The sequence below is a fragment of the Akkermansia sp. 54_46 genome (assembly GCF_001917295.1).
GTDB classification, from domain to species: Bacteria; Verrucomicrobiota; Verrucomicrobiia; order Verrucomicrobiales; family Akkermansiaceae; genus Akkermansia; species Akkermansia muciniphila.
In genome coordinates, this window is the sequence record NZ_MNUD01000020.1 from 1 (window position 1) to 4026 (window position 4026).

Sequence of the window (4026 nt, forward strand, 5' to 3'; positions counted from 1 at the left end):
TGGAGTGCTGCCATGTCTTGGCCCGGTAGTCCTTGCCCTCCGGATAGGCTCCAATCACGGGGGGTTTGCCCCATTTTACCGATACTCCATAGTAGGCGATGAAATAGGGGAATGGACCGTTCGGCTCAGGTTCTGCGTATTTGCCGCGTTTCGTGCCATCTTCATCGTCACCTCTTTTGAAGTTAATCCATCCATCTACTGGTATTTTTGTCGCCTGCATGATTTGTTCCTCAAATCCCCAGTTCAGATTGAGCATCGTTGGGGACATCTTAGAAAAAACGACAGGGTCCGGTGTGGAAGCCCCGCTTAAACGTGTATCTTTTCCAATTTGGCTGGCGTCCATAATGCCAGCACCCATCATGAAAGTTCCCAATTTTTTGGAATTGGAGTTGTATTCGTCCGTATACTTATGGCACAGAACATGATTGGGAGGAGTTCCCAAGGAGGTATTTCCTCCATTCCCTATCAGGTCATTATCCGTTTCCGCAAAGCGGGCCCAAAACGTGTACTTATTCTCTGTTGGATAGCCAGATCTTTCAAAGTATTGATATTGAAGACCTGTGTATATATTAACGCCATAAGAAACCATCTCACTCATGTCTTGCGGCCACCCTTCTCTAAAAGCAAAATTATCCGTTCGAATATCATATCCCCCACTTTTAGATTTATATACAGCACCATTTTGAATTTTGTTGGTACGAGTTGTAGATGGTTGGGAAAAAACAACGATTTCTCCTGCTTTAAGAACAGATACCTCTCCTTTCACTACTTCTCCTGTACCGTCGTTCAGCCGGGAAGTTTTCCTGTAAGAGGCACCGAAATCGGCTACCTGCCGATCATGTATAGCTCCGAAAGCCCCTTGCGTATATGGTGTCAGAGGATGCTCCGTATACATTTTTAAGCTGGAAAGAGGTCCAGAGGAAGCGATGTTATCCGCAAAAAGCATGGGTTTAAAACGATGTTCGCCAAAGTAAGAGCCCCATGGATTTCCTCCGGCTCCCTGAAATTTCATGTCCACATTATACGGATTCCACCAGACATAAACAGGAACGACTGATACAGCTGTGTTAATCCAGCCTCCGTTTTGAGATTGCCGATCATTCTTTGTTAAATAAGAACCGATAAAATTGTAATAACGCAGCAGGATGGGATGGCGCATGTACGTGTAGCGGTTGTCCATCATCTCCAGGTTCGCCGCGGCATCCGCCGCAATCAGCGTGCTGGGAGCGCTTCCGTTCCATTGAAGGGTGGCGGAGGCATCCTGGCCTTCCCTCTTCGTGGAGGAGTCCCACACGTTCGCCCACAGGTAAAGCTGGTTCCAGGAGCCGATCGGCATGTCCGCCGTATCGCCGCGAAATTCCGCAGGCAGTTTTTCTTGAGAAAATATGATATTCAAGTCTTTTTTTAATCCACCGAATTTAGAATCCGATTTTTCTATAAAAATCATAATATAAACCTTTAAGAACAGAATTGGATAAAAATGCGATTTTTCTTGTCTTATTTTTCTTTCCAATTGTCCCGGAGCCTGTTTGCTCTGCTCAACGTGTGCCCTGTTGAACCAACTTTGAGCTTGCATGAACTGCCTCTTTTTTGTATTGGCTAGAGTTAAGAATTGGCTCTTCGCACCTTTGTGACAGCAGAGGTTTTTCCTCCTCACACTCGAACGGAAAGGGGCCTGCCGAAACCCATCATTTTCATGAAGATCAAACTTTTCACTAAACGTCCTGTCAGGCATGTCAGCAAGGGGTTTGCCCTGATTGCCACCATTACCCTGATGATGCTTTTAGCCCTCCTCAGCGTCGGCCTTTTAACCATTGCATCTTCACAGGTCCGTATTTCCGAGAAACAGCTTTTTGCGGCGGAGGCCAAATCCCTCGCCAGATTTTCCCTGGAAGTAGCTTTGGGCCAGCTTCAGTGTGAATTGGGCCCTGATCAGCGTGTTTCCGCCAATTCCGGCATTCTTTCTTCCGGAACCAGCGAAGGAAACGCCCCTTATATTCTGGGTGTCTGGAACAGCTGGGATTCTTGGCTCAATACGAATAACTCCGAGGGCATGAACATCTCGGCCACCTATGATACAGGAAGAAAATCCATGTTCCGCCGCTGGCTCATTTCCGACCCTGATTTGCGCAGGCTCAGTTCTCTGGAAGCGGGTAAAAACCTGTTGGGCAAACGTTCTCTCTCTAACCAGAACTTCCGCAGCGTCGCCCTGGTGGGACCAGGCACGATAGGGACACCCGTTGGAGCCAGGAATCAGGATAAAAAGGAAATCTACGCCCGCATGGTGCGCGTAGATGATTCCTCCAAGACCACAGGACTGAAAAAGAATGCTAACTCCCGTAAATATATAGCCTGGTGGGTCACGGGGGAAAACCAGAAAGCGCGTATCAATTTGATGCCGCATGCTTCTGAAGAAAGTACGGATGCCCTGACGGTGCTGCGTTCCACCTGGGATACGCCCGGCCCCGATCTGGAGTCTCTCAATCTTTCTTCCGTAATGACGGCGGGATCCGGGAACGACATGTCCGCAGTCAGAAAGCTTATCTCTCTTGATTCTCTGCTGGCCAACAATAAAAACGGACGTTTGAAGGATTTGGGTGACGTTTACCACGACATCTCTCTGGTTTCTTCCAGTTTGCTGACGGATTCTAAATTCGGCGGTCTTAAGAAAGACCTCAACATTATGTTTTCCCAGGAAAAACTTCCTGAAGAATTTCGCGGCGATACGGCGGACATAGGGTTGCGTCCGTACACGTCCGAGGACGGCAACCCGTCGGACCAGAACCGGCCGATCGGCTCCTGGAACCAGCTTTACCTGTGGGCGAACGTGTGGGACTCCTCCACGAAGAGGGAAGGCCAGGATGCCTCCGCCACCCTTCAGCATGGAAATGATGGACAACCGCTACACGTACATGCGCCACCCCATCCTGCTGCGCTTTTATTCCTTTGTAGGACTTAACTACGTCAAACACGGCAACAAGCATCCCAACCGTGGAGGATGGATCGACTTCCGTATTGCCGTCATTCCCGTGTACGTCTGGTGGAATCCGTATAATGTGGATATGAAGCTGACCGGGGCCAACGGAGGTGTCTGGGGCGCCTACTTCGGCGAGCACCGCTTCATGCCCCTGCTGCTTTCCCATAATGTTAAATTCGCATGGAACCAACTGGATGAGAATGCACTCTCCAATTATGGAGAATCCTGCCTGATCCCCTATTTGAACGCTTCTTATAACAACCGCCAGGTGGCGGATTTCGGCGCCTCTTTCCGAACTACGGCCAAACTTAACAGTGACGGTTCCACCGTCAAGGGAGAGCCTTCCACCTTGAAAGCAGGCGAGATCATCGTCTTTGCCCAGCCGGTCGTTTCCAACATCGCCAACGGTAACGAAGTTTACAAAACAAAGCCCAACAGCGGTGATTTCAAACCGGACAGATTCCCGCTCAAAGAGGGATGGTCCCAGGAACCGGGACAAGTCAGCTCTTATGCCGTCAACCTGACGGACGGCGTCCGTTATGAACTTCTGGACGGCAGCGGATATAACCAGGTAGGCATTGCCAAGGCTTCCGTTATCTTCGCGGAAGATACCAGCCGGCTCAACGGAACGCCGGACAATCATGTTCTCGCCGTCAAATACGGAGACAAGGGTGCCTCCAAAGCCCTGGGAACCTTCGTGATGGGGGCCGGCCTGATGGATCCCAACAAAATGAACAGTTCCTCTTCCCTGAATGGGAAAAGCACGGCGGAAATAGAAATTTTCTCCAAGACCATGCCGGCCATCCTCAACCTGAACTGGGGTGCTTGGGAAAAACCTCTTGTTGACCAAATTAAACTTCCCGCAGAAATGTGGGAACACAACGAAGGGACCAATGAAGAAGCTAAAAAAGCGGGCGAATACGGCACGCCCTCTTTGGACTCCACGTTTGTCGCCTACTATGGAGTATCGGTAAAATGGGGCAAACCCCCCGTGATTGGAGCCTATCCGGAGGGCAAGGACTACCGGGCCAAGACATGGCAGCACTCCA

At 50.0% G+C, this 4026-nt stretch carries 1 protein-coding gene and 2 pseudogenes; 2 read left to right on the plus strand and 1 reads right to left on the minus strand.

All coding sequences use genetic code 11. The annotated features are described in order from the left end of the window. Positions 1-1735, minus strand: a pseudogene (locus BHW66_RS02905) (hypothetical protein); the annotation flags it as partial. Here BHW66_RS02905 and BHW66_RS02910 point away from each other — a divergent pair. Beyond that, the gene (locus tag BHW66_RS02910; protein WP_286688898.1) at positions 1697-2959 is read left to right on the plus strand and encodes a hypothetical protein; all 1263 of its coding nucleotides are present in this window, start codon (positions 1697-1699) and stop codon (positions 2957-2959) included. The pseudogene BHW66_RS02905 and the gene BHW66_RS02910 overlap by 39 nt on opposite strands. Next, a pseudogene (locus BHW66_RS02915) lies at positions 2883-4026 on the plus strand (hypothetical protein); the annotation flags it as partial. The gene BHW66_RS02910 and the pseudogene BHW66_RS02915, both read left to right, overlap by 77 nt.

Bases quoted from the DNA above. Each gene is read 5' to 3' on its own strand.
- BHW66_RS02910 (WP_286688898.1), top strand. From the start codon at position 1,697: ATGAAGATCAAACTTTTCACTAAACGTCCTGTCAGGCATGTCAGCAAG.